Genomic DNA, 15,033 nt, shown 5'->3' with positions numbered 1-15,033 from the left:
AGCCCCTACAGCGACGCGATGACCCGGTCCGCCAGGACGTAGATCTTCTCCGGGCCGCACCCGAAGGTCAGGGCGTACGCGCCGGAGACCCCGGAGCCGCCCAGCAGGACCGGCTCCTCCCCGGCGCGCAGGGCGTCCGCGAGGTGCTCCGCGGTCTCGCGGTGCCCGGGCGTCATGCAGACGGTCGTGCCGTCGGCGAAGACGTAGACGTCGAGCGTGCCGAGCGGGCCGGGCCGCGCCTCGGTCAGCGGGACGCGGGCCTGCGCGAGCTCGGTGAGCCGCTCCACGGTGGACTCGTGGTCGCCGGTGCGGGGCGGTGCGGGCGAGAAGTCCGGGTGCGAGGGGTGGCGGCGGCGCGCGGCGGCCAGCTCGGGGGAGTCCGCGGCCTCCGCCTCGGCCGCGGCGGCCTCCGAGTACTCGGCGAACTCCGCGAGCGCGGCGAGCTCCGCCAGCTCCGTGAGCCCGGCCGCCTCGGCCGTCGGCTCCAGGCCCGCGAAGTCGGCCTGGCGGGGGAGGTAGAGGCCGCCGTACGGGCCGTCGGCGAGGTCGTCACCGAGGCCGGGCAGCCCGCCCAGCAGGGAGGGGGAGTCCCCGGCGCCGCCGAGGTCGCGGGCCTCCTGGGCGGCCCAGAACGCGCGGGCCTCGGCGAGCTCCCGCTCGCGCTCCTCCGCGAGCGCGTCGGCGACGGCCGCCCGTATTTCCGCGAGCTCCGCACCGGGGGCGGGGCGCGCGGCGGGCACGGTGGCCTGCGGGGTGCGGTCGGCGGCGGCTCTGGCGTCCGCGAGGTCGGCGCGCAGGTCGGTGATCTGCCGGCGCAGGCCGCGAGTGGCGTGCAGGGCGGCGGCGCCCGCGGCCGTCGCGGTGGCCGCGGCGAGCAGCAGGGCAAGGGACATGGCGCTCACTGACGTACTCCCGGTTGCTATGGATCCCCCAGATTCCTACCTCAGCTTGAGGCCCGCTTTCTGGTGACCCCAGTGCAAAACGTCATGAACCGGGCGGGACTTACGTCCCGGACGTTGTTCCTTCAACATCTCTGACCTGCGGAAACGAATCGCCCCCGGGACGTTGGTCACATCCTGGGGGCGATTCGGTCACGGTTGAGCAAGGGGGCCCGGGAAGGAGCCCCAGCTCAGCTCAGCCGCTCGATGACCATCGCCATGCCCTGGCCGCCGCCCACGCACATCGTCTCCAGGCCGAACTGCTTGTCGTGCCACTGGAGCGAGTTGATGAGCGTGCCGGTGATGCGGGCGCCCGTCATGCCGAAGGGGTGGCCGACGGCGATGGCGCCGCCGTTGACGTTGAGGCGGTCGATGTCGATGCCCAGGGCCTGGTAGGCCGGGATGACCTGGGCCGCGAACGCCTCGTTGATCTCGACCAGGTCGATGTCGCCGATGCTCATGCCGGCCCGTGCCAGCGCCTGCTTGCTGGCCTCGACCGGGCCGAAGCCCATGATCTCGGGGGAGAGGGCGGAGACGCCGGTGGAGACGATCCGGGCCAGCGGGGTCAGGCCCAGCTCGCGCGCCTTCGTGTCCGACATGATCACCAGGGCGGCGGCGCCGTCGTTGAGCGGGCAGCAGTTGCCCGGCGTGACCAGGCCGTCCGCGCGGAACGAGGGCTTCAGGCCCGCAACGCCCTCCATGGTCACGCCCGCCCGCGGGCCGTCGTCCTTGCTCACGACGGTGCCGTCCGGGGTGGTGACGGGGGTGATCTCGCGCTCCCAGAAGCCCTTCTTGATGGCTTCCTCGGCGAGGTTCTGCGAGCGGACGCCGAACTCGTCCATCTCCTGGCGCGAGATGCCCTTCAGGCGGGCCAGGTTCTCGGCGGTCTGGCCCATCGCGATGTACGCGTCGGGCACGAGGCCGTCCTCGCGCGGGTCGTGCCACTCGTCGCTGCCCTGCTCGGCGCGCGCGGCGGTGCGGGCCTCGGCCTCGGCGAAGAAGGGGTTGTGGCTGCCCGGCATGCCGTCCGAGGAGCCGTTGACCGTGCGGGAGACCGTCTCGACACCCGCGGAGATGAAGACGTCGCCCTCGCCGGCCTTGATGGCGTGCATCGCCATCCGGGACGTCTGGAGGGAGGAGGAGCAGTAGCGGGTGATCGTGCAGCCCGGCAGGTGGTCCATGCCCATCTGCACGGCCACGATCCGGCCCAGGTTGTGGCCCTGCTCGCCGCCGGGCAGGCCGCAGCCGAGCATCAGGTCGTCGATGTCGCGCGGGTCGAGCCCGGGCACCTTGTCGAGCGCGGCCTTGATGATCGTCGCGGTCAGGTCGTCGGCGCGCATCTCCTTCAGCGAGCCCTTGAAGGCGCGACCGATGGGGGAGCGGGCGGTTGAGACGATCACGGCTTCGGGCATCACGGCTCCATGGCGTGAGAAGGCAGGACTGGGTGGAAGTTACCCGCCCGTAGGCTTCGGGTCACGGCCTGGTCACTGTGACCCCTCGCACTCTTGCCCTTGCGGGCTGTACGGACCGTACGGGCGGGAGCCCTGCCCGTACGGTCCCGGTGCGGTCAAGGATGCGCCCGCGTCCCTGCTCCCGGCGAGAACCGGGGTCAGTTCCGCCCCATCCGCGACCAGACGTGGTGCGGGACCGGCTCCGTGTGGGCCGGGAGGCGGCGCCGCTTGCGGTGCTTGAGGAGGGCCCAGCGGCCCCGCGCCGCCGTGACCTCCGTACCCGCCTCGGCCGCGGCCTCCGCCGCCGCGCGGGCCACCGGCAGGATGCCCTCGCGCCGGGCCGCGTCCGGCCGCTCCTCGTCCTCGGGCCACAGCCCCAGCGCCGCGCACAGCGTCGGCAGGACGGCCATCGCGGCCGTGGCGTAGCCCTCCGCGGAGGGGTGGAAGTTGTCCGGGCCGAACAGCTCGCGCGGGTTCGCCGCGAACTCCGGGCCGAGCAGGTCGCCCAGCGACACCGTGCGCCCGCCCGCCTCGATCACCGCTATCGTCTGCGCCGCGGCGAGCTGCCGGCTCAGCCGCCGGGCCACCCAGCGCAGCGGCTGGTAGACGGGCTCGATCGTGCCCAGGTCGGGGCACGTGCCCGCCACGACCTCGCAGCCCGCCTCCCGCAGCCGCCGCACCGCGTCCGACAGCAGCCGTACGGAGCGCGCCGCCGGCATCCCGTGCGTGACGTCGTTCGCGCCGATCATGATCACGGCGACGTCGGGCGACCGGTCCACGTCGTCGAGCAGGAGCGTGACCTGCCGGTCCAGGTCGTGGGAGCGGGCCCCGGACAGGGCGACGTTCCGCAGCTCCACGGGCCGCTCGGCGACCGCCGCGAGCCCGGAGGCGAGCAGCGCCCCCGGCGTCTGGCGGGGCCGGTGCACGCCCTGGCCGGCGGCCGTGGAGTCGCCGAGCAGGCCGAGCAGCAGCGGCTCGCGCCCGAGCCGGTGCACGAACGCCGAGCCGTAGCGGCCGTCCGCGTGGGGCGGGGTGCCGCCCGCGCCGCCGACCACGCGCCTGGCCAGCCGCATCTCGGTGAGCAGGACGCCCGCCGCCGTGGCCCCGAGCAGGCCGATCCCGCCGCCCCCGTAGGCCGCGGCCGAGGCGATCCTCCGGGCGACCCTCGCCCTCGACGTGGTGATGGGTGACATGGGCCGGACCTCCTCCGCAGCGCCGGTCACCGGGCTTCGCAGCACGGCCTCCGGGCCGCGTACGCGGTTTTACAAACACTTCATAAAAACACCGCACCCTTGCGAGGGCACGCTATGAGCAGGTTGCCCCGAGCGCCCGCTTCTGCAACGCGCCGTTGGAGCGGCCGGATGCGTTCTAGGCTGGCCGTATGGGTACGCGAGACCGCTAGTGCCCCCGACCGCGGAGATCACCGTGCAGTATCACGATTCGATGATTGAGCTCGTTGGCAACACCCCGCTCGTGAAGCTCAACAGCGTGACCGAAGGCATCAAGGCCACCGTTCTTGCCAAGGTCGAGTACTTCAACCCGGGCGGTTCCGTGAAGGACCGGATCGCCGTGCGCATGATCGAGGCCGCGGAGAAGTCCGGCGAGCTCAAGCCGGGCGGCACCATCGTGGAGCCGACCTCCGGCAATACGGGTGTCGGTCTTGCGATCGTGGCCCAGCAGAAGGGTTACAAGTGCATCTTCGTCTGCCCGGACAAGGTCTCCACTGACAAGATCAACGTGCTGCGGGCGTACGGCGCGGAGGTCGTCGTCTGCCCGACCGCGGTCGACCCGGAGCACCCGGACTCGTACTACAACGTCTCCGACCGCCTCGTGCGCGAGACGCCCAACGCCTGGAAGCCCGACCAGTACAGCAACCCCAACAACCCCCTTTCGCACTACTACTCCACCGGCCCCGAGCTCTGGGAGCAGACGGAGGGGAAGATCACCCACTTCGTGGCGGGCGTCGGCACCGGCGGCACCATCAGCGGCACCGGGCGCTATCTGAAGGAGGTCAGCGACGGCCGCGTCAAGGTCATCGGCTCCGACCCCGAGGGCTCGGTCTACAGCGGCGGCTCCGGCCGTCCGTACCTGATCGAGGGCGTCGGCGAGGACTTCTGGCCGAGCGCCTACGACGGCACCGTCACGGACGAGATCATCGCGGTCTCCGACAAGGACGCCTTCCAGATGACGCGCCGCCTCGCCAAGGAGGAGGGCCTGCTGGTCGGCGGCTCCTGCGGCATGGCGGTCGTCAGCGCCCTGCGCGCCGCCGAGAACCTCGGCCCGGACGACGTCGTGGTCGTCCTGCTGCCGGACAGCGGCCGCGGCTACCTGAGCAAGATCTTCAACGACGAGTGGATGGCGGACTACGGCTTCCTGGAGGAGGCCGGCGACGCCGCCCGCGTGGGCGACGTGCTGCGCCGCAAGGACGGCGGCCTGCCCTCCCTGGTGCACATGCACCCGGAGGAGACGGTCGGCGAGGCCATCGAGGTGCTCCGCGAGTACGGCGTCTCACAGATGCCCATCGTCAAGCCGGGCGCGGGGCACCCCGATGTGATGGCCGCAGAGGTCATCGGCTCGGTCGTGGAGCGCGAGCTGCTGGACGCCCTGTTCACCCAGCGCGCCTCCCTGTCCGACCCGCTGGAGAAGCACATGTGCGCGCCGCTGCCGGTGGTCGGCTCCGGCGAGCCCGTAGCGGACCTGATGGCCGTGCTGGGCGAGGCGGACGCGGCGATCGTGATCGTAGAGGGCAAGCCCACCGGCGTGGTGAGCCGTCAGGACCTGCTGGCCTTCCTCGCGGAGAGCTCCGGCAAGGCCAACGGCACCAAGTAGCACGGCCGGGGGCGCGGCTTCCGGCCCGCCCCCGTACGGCCGCGTGAACGCCACGCGGACGGACGGCCCGTCAAAGGTACGTATGCGTCACGCGCCCGCAGCACCGCCTTAACAACGGTCCTGCATAGTGGAGGTGCCGGCAGGGGCCAGCCCCGGGCCGGCACCGAAGCGGCGGCAGGACTTCCGGAGCGGCTCCCGGACTCCTCGGCCGTCCGGACGCGGCTCACCGGCCCTGACCCGGCCCGTGTCCTCGTGGGGGACCGCCGTCGTCCCGACTCCGGCTCCGGCCGGGGTGCGGCGGTCCCCTGCGCATTTCCTCTGACGGGATTCCCCTTCGCGATTACGGGGGAATCCCTCCGCGTTACGGGATCCCCTTCGCGTTTACGGGATTCCCGCCGTGTTCACTCCCAGGCGGAGCCCTCGTTCCGCTTCTGCAGCGCGCGCTGCCAGGGGAACACTCCCGCCACGTTCAGGGCGTTGACGCCCACGATCCCCGCCCAGCTCACGAGCAGGCCGGGCAGGTGCTCGTTCACCACCGCGATCGCGGACAGCGGGACGGCCAGCACCAGGGACACCGCGGCGAAGCCGAAGCGCTCGCCGAAGCTCCCCCTGCTGCCGGGACCGCCGGGGTGCGGCCGTGCCCCGCGGGCTACGGCCATCTGTGTCTCCGCCGCCTGCCGGCGCACCCGCCGGTCGATCTCGGCGTCCAGTTTCCGGTCGACCTTCTCCAGGAAGGCGTCGACCAGCTCGGCCTCGTACTCCGGTCCCAGTTCCTTCCGGGTCCCCAGAGTCGCGGCGAGATCCTTCTTCAGCTCGTGGTCGCGGGCCATCATGCTCAGGACGATACGGTCGGCAGGGCCCCGCGTCGCTGGGGCTAGCACCCGTATCCGCCGTAGGGGCAGCCCCGTCGCCGTGCCGGGGCGCCGCTGGAAGGAGCAGTCCGTGCCCGGACCGACCGAAGCTCTGCTCACCCACCTCGCTCCCGGGGCGGGCGAGGACCGGCCCGACGCCCTGGCCGTCGCCGGGCGGGCCTGTTCCCGCGAGCAACTGCTCGGCGCCGCCGCCGCGGTGGCGCACCGCATCGCGGGCGCCCCCGCCGTCGCCGTCCACGCCGACGCCTCCCTGGAGACCGTGGCGGCCGTCGTCGGCGGGCTGCTCGCCGGAGTGCCGGTGGTGCCGCTGCCGCCGGACGCGGGCCCCGCCGAGCGCGGCCACATCCTGCGCGACTCGGGTGCCGCCCTGGTGCTCGGCGGCGACAGCGCCGACGGCGGCCTGCCCGTCGGCATGGACGAGCGGGGCGACTGGTCCGGTGCCGAGCCTGACCCTGACAGCACCGCCCTGATCCTCTACACGTCCGGCACGACCGGCGCCCCCAAGGGCGCGCTGATCCCGCGCAGCGCGGTCGCCGCGGGCCTCGACGGGCTCGCCGAGGCGTGGCAGTGGACCGCCGAGGACACCCTCGTGCACGGCCTGCCGCTGTTCCACGTCCACGGCCTCGTCCTGGGCGTCCTGGGGGCGCTGCGCACGGGCTGCCGGCTCGTGCACACCGGGCGGCCGGCGCCGGAGGCGTACGCGGCGGCCGGCGGCAGCCTGTACTTCGGGGTGCCGACGGTGTGGTCCCGGGTGGTGCGCGAGCCGTCCGCGGCCCGGGAGCTGGCCGGGGCCCGGCTGCTGGTGTCGGGCAGCGCGGCCCTGCCCGCGCCCGTCTTCCGCGACCTGGAGGCCCTCACCGGGCAGCGGCCCGTCGAGCGCTACGGCATGACCGAAACGCTGATCACCGTCTCCGCGCGGGCCGGGGGCGAGCGCCGGCCGGGCGCCGTGGGCACCTCGCTGCCGGGCGTCCGCACGCGCCTCGTGGCGGCCGAGGGCGGCATCGGCGAGCTGGAGGTCTCCGGGCCGACGCTCTTCAGCGGCTACCTCGGCCGCCCGGAGGCCACGGAGGCCGCGCACACGGCCGACGGCTGGTTCCGTACGGGCGACATCGCCGCGATCGAGGAGGACGGCACGCACCGCATCGTCGGCCGGGCCTCCACCGACTTGATCAAGTCCGGCGGCTACCGCGTCGGGGCGGGCGAAGTGGAGAACGCCCTCCTCGACCACCCGGCCGTCCGGGAGGCCGCCGTCGTCGGCGTCCCGCACGACGACCTCGGCCAGGAGATCGTGGCCTACGTGGTGGCCGACGGAGCGACGGAGAAGCAGCTGATCGACTTCGTGGCGGGGCACCTGTCCGTGCACAAGCGGCCACGTCGGGTCCGCTTCCTTGAGGCCCTGCCGCGCAACGCGATGGGCAAGCCCCAGAAGAAGCTCCTGCCTCCCGTGTGACGGCGAGGTGGCGAAGTGGCTCCGGGAGGCGCCGCCGCCCTGCATAATTCCATGCAGAGCGGCGCTGACTGAATGACTGGCTGACCAGCCGGCGGGCCGGCTGCCGCGGTGACCACCGACGACATGGAGGGCCCGATGAGCGACACCGGGGGCGAACCGGAAGCCACCGCACGGCTGCAGAAGCTCTTCGAAGGGCACCGGCTGACGCCCACCCAGCGCCGCATCGCGCACTGCATGGTGCGCCGCGCCGCCGACGCGCCCTTCCTCTCCAGCGTCGAGCTCGCCGAGCTCGCCGGTGTCAGCCAGCCCTCCGTCACCCGCTTCGCGGTCGCCCTCGGCTTCGACGGCTACCCGGCGCTCCGACGGCACCTGCGCGACGTCGTCCCCGCGGCGGACGCGCCGGCCGAGGGCGACAGCGCGTACAACGAGTACCAGCAGGCCGTCCAGGTCGAGATCGACAACCTCCGCCACCTCTCCTCGGTCCTCGCCGACCCCGCTCCCGTCACCCGCGCGGGCCGGCTCCTCGCCACGTCCCGGCCGCTGCTCGTGCTCGGCCTGCGCGCCGCCGGCGCCCAGGCCGCCGGCTTCGCCTACTTCGCCCGCAAGGTCCACCCCGACGTCCGGCTCCTGGACGAGGGCGGCACGCTCCTTGCCGACCGCGTCGACGCGGCCGTACGGGCCGGGGCGAGCACCCTCCTGTGCTTCGCCCTGCCCCGCCACCCGCGCGAGGTCGTGGAGGCCCTGGAGTACGCGCGGGGGCAGGGCCTGACCGTCGTCACCGTCGCCGACTCCACCTTCGCGCCCGTGGCCCGCCACAGCGACCTCCTGCTCCCCGCCGCCGTCGGCACGGGCCTGGCCTTCGACACGGCCTGCGCGCCGATGCTGCTGGGGCGCATGCTGCTGGAGGCCATGTGCGACGCCCTGCCGGACGCGCAGGCGCGCCTGGAGGAGTTCGACGCGAAGGCGGCCGCGCGGGGGCTGTTCGTGGAGTAGGGCGGGCCCTGGAGCTTTGCTTCAGGAGGCGGGGCGCTCCTGGAAGCGCACCTCCTGGAAGCGCACCTCCTGGAAGCGCATCTCCGGGAAGCGCGGCGACGGGCCGTCCAGCAACTGCCCGTCCTGCTGCCCGGGAGAGCTCTCCTGCTTGAGGAAGCGGTCGAAGAACGCCACCACGTACGCGCGCGTGGCCGCCACCGCCCGCTCCGGGCGGACCGTCCCGACGTCCTGCCGGAGGTCCTCCTCCGACAGCGCTCCCTGCCGGGCGAGCGGCGGCAGCAGCGACACGGCGTCCGTGTACGTGCCGTGCTCCGCGCCCGTCATCGTCAGCTCGGCCTGCCAGCCGCGCGCGTGCTGCCGGAAGGACGTCCACGACGCCCGGTTGTCCGCCGCGCCCGGCCCGTCGGAGCCCAGCAGGAGGAACGGCCGGTCCACGCCCTCGCGCGCCACAGTGCTCAGCTTGCTGCCCGTGCTGTCGGGGAGCGGGAAGTCCATCTGGCCGTCCATGTTGATCCCCGCCTTGAGGCGGCGGTCGTCGTGCAGGGCCTGCGCCGCCGTGAAGCCGCCCGCGGACTGCCCGGCCATGCCCACGCGCCGCAGGTCCACGGCGTCCCCCAGGCCGCGCGGGAGGCTCCGCCGCCACCGCGCCGAGCCGAGGGTGTCGAGGACGAACCGGGTGTCGTCCACCCGCGCCTTCATCGCCCTGCGGAGCGCGGCGTCGACCTCGGGCGCGGGCGCGCCGGCCAGCGCGGGCAGCACCGACTCGGCCAGTTCGCCGCCGGCCAGGCGCACCTCGGAGGAGTCGTAGGTGTGGTCGACGGTGACGACGACGTAGCCGCGGGAGGCCAGTTCCTCCACCAGGCCGGTGTTCCAGGTGCGCGGGTCGCCCAGGCCGGCGGAGTAGAGCACGACCGGCAGGGCGCGGGTGCCGCGCGCCACGGGAGCGGCCACGCGCGCGTGCGTACGCGTGGCCGCCCAGTCGGCCGCGCCCGGACGCACGTGGTAGTTGAAGCTGCCCGCGCCCCGGGTGGTGCCGAAGTGGGCGGCGGAGGCGGCGTCCATGTGGGGCGCGGTGCGGGGACCGGTCTTCCGGCCGGTGGGGTGCTCCGGCTCCCGGTCTGCCGGGTAGAAGAGGCTGATCGCGACCTGGCGGTCGCCTTGCTCCGGCTTCCAGGGGTCCTTGCGTGCGGTGTCCACGAGGTGGCGGGTGACCGTGCCGACGGCGTACGGGCCGGTGGGCGCGGGCAGCGCGGACCGGGCGCTCGCGGAGCCCGTGGCCGCGGGTGCGGGTGCGGCCGGGCCGCCCGCCGCGCGGGCGTCCGGCGCCGGTGCGAGTGCGCTCAGCACCCCGGTCAGGGCCAGCGCCCCCGCGGCGGCCACGGCGCGCCGCCTGAGCCTGCCGTCCCCTCGCTGCTGAATCCGCATCTCCGGCCTCCCCCGCTCGTCCTTCTCCGACGGGACGACCATAGGGACCACACAAGTGCGCACACGTCATACGGAGGAGCCAAGTCCGGGCTGATACCGGGGTATGACCCCTGTGGGGTACACCCTGCGGGATTCTCAGCTCGCACTCAGATTCGTTGGCTAGCCTGCCGCGTGAGAGCCGGGATCGAGGGGATTTCAGAGGGAAAGGCGGGATTCGACGTGGGGCGCGGTTCGTATGCGCTGGCGCGGGTGGCAGTGATCGTCAGGGCGCCCGCGGGCTGGCTGTGCTGGGCGGGGCTGCTGAGCGCGGGGATCGGCGTCCTGGTGCCCGGGTTCACCGGGCGGCGGATCGGCGTCCTCGCCGGGGCGGCGCTGTTCCTGATCGTCGCCGGCGCGGTCTTCGCGGCCCGCCGCAAGCGGTACGCGGCGCTGGCGCGCGGCGCGTCGCGGGCGGGCCGGTCGGTGTTCCTCCAGGACCGCGCCGTGACCCTGCGCAACTGGCGGCGCGCCCGCCGCTGGTGGCTGCTCCTCGCCTTCCTCGCCGCCGCGGGCTCGTCCTTCGCGGTGCCGGCCGCGGCCGGCATGGCCCTCGCCGGCGCGGGCGCGGGCCTGTGGGCGAAGGCCCTGTGGCTGGGCGGCCTGGAGCGCCGCGCGGAGTCGCTGCTGTGGGTCCGTACGGAGTGGGCGCAGGCGTCCCCCGCCGCCGAGCCCGTACGCGGCTACATGTCCACCGGGCTCGCCGCGGGCGATGCCGCGCCCGGCGGCGGCAGGCGCCGCGCGGGCCGGGTGCCGGCCGGGACGGCGGTCAGCGCGGCCCGCCAGTAGAGCGGGCTCGATCGCCCGGGGGCCGTCCGGTCAGCCGAGCGCGCTGAGGTCCGCCGCGTGGGCACCGCCGCTTTCCGCGACCAGTTCGCTGAGGCTCTGCGGGGCCCGTACGGTCGCGAAGCGCACGCCGTCACTCTCCTCTTCTGCGCGCGCGTACCCGTAAACCCCGGGACGCGGCAGAGAGTTGTACGCATAGTGGTTCGAGAAGTAGTACGCGCCGGTGTCCAGGAGCGCCACGTGGTCGCCCGCCTCCAGCAGCGGCAGCGGCCTGCTCACCGCGACGACGTCGCCCGCGAAGCAGCACGGGCCCGCGACGTCCTGCTCCACCGGCGGCCCGGCCTTGGGCCGCCCCAGTGCGTCGAAGGCCGCCACCCGCAGTGGCCAGGACGCGGGCGCGAACACCGTACGGGTGGCCACCTGGGCGCCCGCGTGCGTCACGGCGATCCGCCGCCCGCCCGCGGTCTTCGTGTACTCCACGCGCGCCAGCACCAGGCCGCTCTTCGCCAGCAGGGAGCGGCCGAACTCCGTCACCAGCCCGTAGCGCCCGTCGAACAGGCCGGGGGCGGCGTCCGCGAGCAGGCGGGCGTAGGCGCGGAAGGTCGGGGTCACGTCGTCCGACGCGAAGTTCACGGGCAGCCCGCCGCCGATGTCCAGCGTGGTCACCTGCCGGCGCCCCACCGCGTGGTTGATCTCCTCCGCCAGCTCGTACGCGGCCCGCACGCCCGCCGCCATCAGCTCCAGGGGGCAGCCCTGGGAGCCCACGTGGGCGTGCAGCCGGGTGAGCCAGGGGCGCTCGGCGAAAGCGTCCACGAGCCAGGCGCGTGCCCCGTCGTCCCGCAGCGCCACCCCGAACTTGGACGTGTCCGTGGCGGTGCTCAGCGCGTCGATGCTGCCCCCGCCCACCTGGGGGTTGACGCGGACGCCGAGCGGGGAGCGGGGCGGCCCGGCGGCGTCCCGCAGCAGCCCGTCCAGGCGGGCGAGCTCCTCGCGGCTGTCGGCGTTGACCGCGACGCCCAGGGCGAGGGCCTCACGCAGCTCCGCGGTGGTCTTCACGGGGGAGTCCAGCACGATCCGCGCGGGGTTCACCCGCGCCGCCCGCGCCAGGGCGAGCTCCCCGGGGCTCGCCACCTCGGCGCCCATCCCCTCCTCGGCCAGCAGGCGCAGCACCGGCACCAGGGAGGCCGCCTTCACGGCGAACGCGTGCAGGGTCGTGCCGCGGGCCGCCCCGGCCTCCTCGAAGGACTCCCGCAGCGCCGCCGCGGCCGTGCGGATCCCCTGGACGTCGAGCAGCCCGGCCACGGGCGCCCACGCGGGCAGCAGCCCCTGCCGCACCGCGGCCCGCACCACGGTGCCGAGGCGTACGGCACTGGACGACATGGAGCTACTCCACCACACGGAGCCGTGAAAATGGCATGCGCTGCGGGCGGTTTCCGCACACGATGGCCCTACGGGGCGGGACGGGGTGCGAGCCGGACCGGCCCGCGATGCGGGCCGGCCGCCGGTGCGCCCGCGCCGCACGACGCCTTCGACCGGCTCATCGGTGCCGGTCGATGGGCGTGCGGAACTCACGCCACCGCGGCCTCGGTGGCGGTCAGCAGTCCGGCCAGTGCCGTCCGCGTCTCCTGAAGCTCCCCGATGCGCGCGTCGAGCCCCCGCAACTGCTCGCGCAGGTGCAGCGCGACACACGGGTCGAAATCAGCCTCACCCGCGCCCCGTACGCACGGCAGCACGTCCCGGATGACGCGCGTGGGCAGGCCCGCCGACAGCAGGACGCGGATGCGGCGGACCGTCTCCGGGGCGTCCGCGCCGTAGCGCCGGTGCCCGCTGGGCAGGCGGTGGGAGTCCAGCAGGCCCTGCTCCTCGTAGTAGCGCAGCAGCCGCACGCTCACTCCGGTCTCGCGCGCCAGATCACCGATCTTCATATGAGCTGCCTCACACGGGGTTGAATCTCACACGGATGTGAGAATTTAGCGTTGCGGTCATGACGAACACCGCGGCAGCCCCCGCCTCTTCCCCCGTTTCTTCCTCCGCTCCCTCTGCCTTCCCGGCCGTCCACAGCATCGGCGGCGACCTGCCCGTCACCCGCATCGCCTACGGCGCGATGCGGCTGGCCGAGACCCCCGCCGGGCTCACCGACCTGATGCAGGCGCCCATCTGGCGCGCGCCCGCGGACCGCGGCGGCGCCGTCGCCCTGCTGCGCCGCGCGGCCGAGCTCGGCGTCGATCTCATCGACACCGCCGACGCCTACTCGCTCGGCGAGAGCGAGGAACTCATCGCGGAGGCCCTCCACCCGTACGACGGCGTCACGGTCGCCACCAAGGTCGGCGTCGTACGGCCCAGCCCTGCCGAGTGGGTGACGCACGGTCACCCCGCCTACCTCCGGCAGCAGGCGGAACTGGCGCTGCGGCGGCTGCGCGTGGAGCGCCTGGACCTGCTCCAGCTGCACCGCATCGACCCCGCCTACCCGCTCGCCGACCAGCTCGGCGCGCTCCGGCAGCTCCAGGACGAGGGCAAGGTGCGGCACATCGGCCTGTCCGAGGTGAGCGTCGGCGAGCTGCGGGCGGCGCAGGAGATCGCCCCCATCGCCTCCGTGCAGAACGTGTACAACCTCTCGGAGCGCGGCCACGACGACGTCGTCGACTACACCGCCGCACACGGCATCGCCTTCTTCGCCTACTTCCCGGTCGCCGTGGGCGCGCACGCCGCCGCCGGCGGGCCGGTTGCGGAAGTGGCGCGCGAGGTGGGTGCGACGCCCGCGCAGACGGCGCTCGCCTGGCTGCTGCACCGCTCGCCCACGCTCATCCCCCTCCCCGGCACGCGATCGCTCGCGCACCTGGAGGAGAACACCGGCGCGCTGGGCGTCCGGCTGACGGATGCCCAGTACGCGCGGCTGGACGCGATCGGCACGCAGGCCTGAGGGCGCGGGTTGCGGCGGGGGGCGCCTCGGGTCCGCCGGTGGCGGCGGGAGCCGCCTCAGGCCTCCCGCACGCCCGCGCGCCAGACCGCCGAGACCAGCGGCACGCCCGGGCGGTACGCGAGGTGGACGTGCGACGGGGCGTCGAGGAGGGTGAGGTCGGCCCGGGCGCCCGGGGCGATGCGGCCCACGTCCGTACGGCGCAGGGCCGCCGCGCCGCCCGCCGTCGCGGACCGCACGGCCTCGTCCGGCGTCATCCCCATGTCCCGCACGGCCAGGGCGATGCAGAACGGCATGGAGCTGGTGAAGGACGAGCCCGGGTTGCAGTCGGTGGACAGGGCGACCGTCACCCCCGCGTCCAGGAGGCGGCGCGCGTCCGGCCACTGGGCGCGCGTCGAGAACTCCGCGCCGGGCAGGAGCGTCGCGACGGTCGTGCCGCTCGCCAGGGCGTCCACGTCCGCGTCGGTCAGGTGCGTGCAGTGGTCGGCCGAGGCCGCGCCGAGCTCGACGGCCAGCTGGACGCCGGGCCCGTAGGACAGCTGGTTGGCGTGCACGCGCGGGGTCAGGCCCCGGGCGGCACCGGCCTTGAGGATCGTCCGGGCCTGGTCGCCGTCGAACGCGCCCTGCTCGCAGAAGACGTCGACCCAGCGGGCGTGCGGGGCGCAGGCGTCGAGCATCGGCCCGGTGACCAGGTCCACGTACGCGGCCGGGTCGCCGGCGTAGTCGGGGGAGACGATGTGGGCGCCGAGGTAGGTGACCTCGTCGGTGTGGGCCGCGGCGATGCGCAGCGCGCGGGCCTCGTCCTCGACGGTGAGGCCGTAGCCGGACTTGGTCTCCAGGACCGTGGTGCCCTGGCGCAGGGCCTCGCGGACGTAGCGGCGCACGTTGGCGTCCAGCGCCTCGTCGGTCGCGGCGCGCGTGGCGGCGACGGTGGTGCGGATGCCGCCGGCGCTGTAGCTGCGGCCGGACATGCGGGCGTTGAACTCGGCGGTCCGGTCGCCCGCGAAGACCAGGTGGGAGTGGGAGTCGACGAAGCCGGGCAGGCCCGCCCGGCCCTCGGCGTCGACGCGATTGTCAGTGGCGGGTGCTTTGCTGGACGTGCCGACCCAGACGACGCGGTCGCCGTCGATGACGACCGCCGCGTCCTGGACCGTGCCGAGGGGGCCTTCGCCGAGGGAGGGGTCGTTGGTGACGAGACTGCTGATGTTGGTGATGACCGTCGTCGCCATGGGCGTGCGGCACTCCTTCGCTCTGTTCGGTGGTGGGGCGGGGGCACACCCCGGTCACGTACGGTTCCCCGGTCGCGTCCCCGGTCGCACGCGGCTCCCCGGGCTCG

13 protein-coding genes are annotated in these 15,033 nt (G+C 74.3%); 5 read left to right on the top strand and 8 right to left on the bottom strand.

The window, feature by feature from the left end; all coding sequences use genetic code 11:
* Positions 1-5: 5 nt before the first annotated feature.
* From PS271_RS10430 to PS271_RS10420, 3 genes are all read right to left on the bottom strand, one after another.
* Entirely contained in the window at positions 6-893 is an 888-nt protein-coding gene (locus tag PS271_RS10430) for a hypothetical protein (RefSeq protein ID WP_398386795.1), read from the bottom strand.
* 236 nt (positions 894-1,129) lie between these two features.
* Positions 1,130-2,350 carry an acetyl-CoA C-acetyltransferase gene (locus PS271_RS10425; RefSeq protein ID WP_398381676.1) on the bottom strand — a complete coding sequence of 407 codons (1,221 nt, stop codon included), beginning with the start codon at positions 2,348-2,350 and terminating at the stop codon, positions 1,130-1,132.
* A gap of 197 nt (positions 2,351-2,547) precedes the next feature.
* A complete protein-coding gene (locus PS271_RS10420) occupies positions 2,548-3,582 on the bottom strand; it encodes an SGNH/GDSL hydrolase family protein (RefSeq protein ID WP_398381675.1) in 1,035 nt (344 codons plus the stop codon).
* A 232-nt stretch (positions 3,583-3,814) separates the two neighbouring features.
* On the opposite strand from PS271_RS10420, the gene PS271_RS10415 reads away from it, so the two are divergent.
* A complete protein-coding gene (locus tag PS271_RS10415) occupies positions 3,815-5,218 on the top strand; it encodes a cystathionine beta-synthase (RefSeq protein ID WP_398381674.1) in 1,404 nt (467 codons plus the stop codon).
* 401 nt (positions 5,219-5,619) lie between these two features.
* Here PS271_RS10415 and PS271_RS10410 read toward each other — a convergent pair whose 3' ends face one another.
* Complete coding sequence (locus PS271_RS10410; RefSeq protein WP_398381673.1) at positions 5,620-6,051, bottom strand: hypothetical protein; 432 nt, start codon at positions 6,049-6,051, stop codon at positions 5,620-5,622.
* Positions 6,052-6,160: 109 nt separating this feature from the next.
* On the opposite strand from PS271_RS10410, the gene PS271_RS10405 reads away from it, so the two are divergent.
* Positions 6,161-7,540, top strand: coding sequence for an acyl-CoA synthetase (locus tag PS271_RS10405; RefSeq protein ID WP_398381672.1), 1,380 nt, complete (start codon positions 6,161-6,163; stop codon positions 7,538-7,540).
* Between the two features lie 135 nt (positions 7,541-7,675).
* A complete protein-coding gene (locus PS271_RS10400; RefSeq protein ID WP_398381671.1) occupies positions 7,676-8,533 on the top strand; it encodes a MurR/RpiR family transcriptional regulator in 858 nt (285 codons plus the stop codon).
* Between the two features lie 21 nt (positions 8,534-8,554).
* On the opposite strand, the gene PS271_RS10395 is transcribed toward PS271_RS10400, so the two are convergent.
* Positions 8,555-9,958, bottom strand: coding sequence for an alpha/beta hydrolase family protein (locus tag PS271_RS10395; protein ID WP_398381670.1), 1,404 nt, complete (start codon positions 9,956-9,958; stop codon positions 8,555-8,557).
* A 219-nt stretch (positions 9,959-10,177) separates the two neighbouring features.
* Between PS271_RS10395 and PS271_RS10390 the strand changes: the two genes are divergently transcribed.
* The gene (locus PS271_RS10390; protein WP_398381669.1) at positions 10,178-10,783 is read left to right on the top strand and encodes a hypothetical protein; all 606 of its coding nucleotides are present in this window, start codon (positions 10,178-10,180) and stop codon (positions 10,781-10,783) included.
* Between the two features lie 30 nt (positions 10,784-10,813).
* On the opposite strand, the gene PS271_RS10385 is transcribed toward PS271_RS10390, so the two are convergent.
* Complete coding sequence (locus tag PS271_RS10385; RefSeq protein WP_398381668.1) at positions 10,814-12,160, bottom strand: type III PLP-dependent enzyme domain-containing protein; 1,347 nt, start codon at positions 12,158-12,160, stop codon at positions 10,814-10,816.
* 188 nt (positions 12,161-12,348) lie between these two features.
* On the bottom strand, positions 12,349-12,705 hold the full coding sequence (locus PS271_RS10380; RefSeq protein WP_398381667.1) for a MerR family transcriptional regulator: 357 nt from the start codon (positions 12,703-12,705) through the stop codon (positions 12,349-12,351).
* 59 nt (positions 12,706-12,764) lie between these two features.
* On the opposite strand from PS271_RS10380, the gene PS271_RS10375 reads away from it, so the two are divergent.
* On the top strand, positions 12,765-13,700 hold the full coding sequence (locus tag PS271_RS10375; protein ID WP_398381666.1) for an aldo/keto reductase: 936 nt from the start codon (positions 12,765-12,767) through the stop codon (positions 13,698-13,700).
* A 56-nt stretch (positions 13,701-13,756) separates the two neighbouring features.
* Here PS271_RS10375 and hutI read toward each other — a convergent pair whose 3' ends face one another.
* On the bottom strand, positions 13,757-14,926 hold the full coding sequence (gene hutI, locus PS271_RS10370; RefSeq protein WP_398381665.1) for an imidazolonepropionase: 1,170 nt from the start codon (positions 14,924-14,926) through the stop codon (positions 13,757-13,759).
* Positions 14,927-15,033: the final 107 nt, after the last annotated feature.

The sequence above is a fragment of the Streptomyces sp. SCA2-17 genome (genome assembly GCF_044336695.1).
The sequence above is the reverse complement of the archived record's forward strand: the minus strand, read 5'-3'. Positions and strand labels throughout refer to the sequence as shown.

What these genes read in the sequence shown, in the direction of transcription:
- PS271_RS10375 (WP_398381666.1), top strand. Translation starts at nt 12,765, where the DNA reads ATGACGAACACCGCGGCAGCCCCCGCCTCTTCCCCCGTTTCTTCCTCC.
- PS271_RS10385 (WP_398381668.1), bottom strand. Translation starts at nt 12,160, where the DNA reads ATGTCGTCCAGTGCCGTACGCCTCGGCACCGTGGTGCGGGCCGCGGTG.
- PS271_RS10380 (WP_398381667.1), bottom strand. Translation starts at nt 12,705, where the DNA reads ATGAAGATCGGTGATCTGGCGCGCGAGACCGGAGTGAGCGTGCGGCTG.
- PS271_RS10420 (WP_398381675.1), bottom strand. Translation starts at nt 3,582, where the DNA reads ATGTCACCCATCACCACGTCGAGGGCGAGGGTCGCCCGGAGGATCGCC.
- PS271_RS10410 (WP_398381673.1), bottom strand. Translation starts at nt 6,051, where the DNA reads ATGATGGCCCGCGACCACGAGCTGAAGAAGGATCTCGCCGCGACTCTG.
- hutI (WP_398381665.1), bottom strand. Translation starts at nt 14,926, where the DNA reads ATGGCGACGACGGTCATCACCAACATCAGCAGTCTCGTCACCAACGAC.
- PS271_RS10425 (WP_398381676.1), bottom strand. Translation starts at nt 2,350, where the DNA reads ATGCCCGAAGCCGTGATCGTCTCAACCGCCCGCTCCCCCATCGGTCGC.
- PS271_RS10395 (WP_398381670.1), bottom strand. Translation starts at nt 9,958, where the DNA reads ATGCGGATTCAGCAGCGAGGGGACGGCAGGCTCAGGCGGCGCGCCGTG.
- PS271_RS10400 (WP_398381671.1), top strand. Translation starts at nt 7,676, where the DNA reads ATGAGCGACACCGGGGGCGAACCGGAAGCCACCGCACGGCTGCAGAAG.
- PS271_RS10430 (WP_398386795.1), bottom strand. Translation starts at nt 893, where the DNA reads ATGTCCCTTGCCCTGCTGCTCGCCGCGGCCACCGCGACGGCCGCGGGC.